This window comes from Mesorhizobium sp. M1428 (assembly GCF_040317515.1).
In the GTDB taxonomy this organism is placed as follows: Bacteria; Pseudomonadota; Alphaproteobacteria; order Rhizobiales; family Rhizobiaceae; genus Mesorhizobium.
Map to the genome: position 1 here is coordinate 1 of NZ_JAMYKT010000070.1, position 1,221 is coordinate 1,221.

Below are 1,221 nucleotides of genomic sequence, written 5' to 3' on the forward strand. Positions count from 1 at the left end.
CTATCGCATTCACACATCTGGGTTGCGCTTTGCGGCGAAGCTCGATTCTATTTCGGCCGGAAAAGCCGAAGGAGGGTTGAATGACCGGGATCGAGTACGGGCTGGGGCAATTTGGTGACCTGCGCCTGGAAAAAGGGGGGCCTGCTTGCATCGGGCGCTGGTGGCGCGGCCTGGATCGTGTATCCGGCGGCTCGGCGGCAAGCGGGCGGCCGAAATGCAGTTTACGCGGTTTTTGCGCAATCCCTCGGTAACGGCGACGGAGATGTCGCTGCATGCTGGACGACTGACCGGTCGTCGCGCGGCCGGCCGCGATATCGTCGCGGTGCAGGACACGTCGGAACTGGTGCTGGGTTCGCGGCGGGCGCGGGCCGATTATGGCCCGGTCGGCAAGGGCAATGCGGCAGGCTTGCTGCTGCACCCGGTTCTGGCGGTCGAGGCCGGCACGGGAGCCATGCTGGGCCTGGTCTCGATGCAGATATGGAACCGCAGCGCGGAGGAACTGGCGCCGCGGCGCCAGCGGGCGACAGCCAACAAGGAATCGCGGCGCTGGATCGACGCGACCAGGCAGGCCGGCGCGGTTCTGGAAGAGGCGGCCAGCATCACTATGGTGTCGGATCGCGAGAGCGACTTTTACGAACTCTTCGCCGAACGTCCGCACAATGTCGACCTGATCGTGCGGGCCTGTCAGAACCGGCGCATCGAGGCCGCGCAAGAAGAGCCCGGCTTGCTGTTCGCCTTCATCGACGCCCAGCCGGAGCAAAGCCGCTTTGAAGTGACCATCCCCGCCGCGCCCGGGCGACGCGCACGGGATGCCAAGCTGGCAGTGCGTTACGCGCCGGTGACGGTGCGGCGCCCACTCAACGGGGCCGATCCGGTGTTGCCCGAGACCATCGGTTTGACACTGGTCGATGTTCGCGAGGTGTCGAAGCCGAAAGACGGCAACGAGCCGGTGCATTGGCGCTTGCTGACCACCCACGGTGTCGCCACCGTGGCCCAGGCACGCCGTGTCGTCGACCTCTACCGCTCGCGTTGGGTCATCGAAGAGTTCTTCCGCATCCTCAAGACAGCAGGCTTCGATATCGAGGCAGCCGACATCGGCGATCCGCACGCCATGATCAACTTCGTCGCCGCTGCCAGCGTCGCCGCCGTCACCATCAAGCAGCTCGTCCAGGCTCGCGACGGCAACACCGATCAGCGGCTCAGCGATGCTTTCGATCCCGA

General features: G+C 65.6%; 1 protein-coding gene. It reads left to right on the forward strand.

The features are described from left to right. Window positions 1–214: 214 nt before the first annotated feature. Window positions 215–1,221 (forward strand): IS4 family transposase (locus tag NKG60_RS32155; protein ID WP_352671823.1); only part of this gene is annotated, 1,007 nt, incomplete at its 3' end.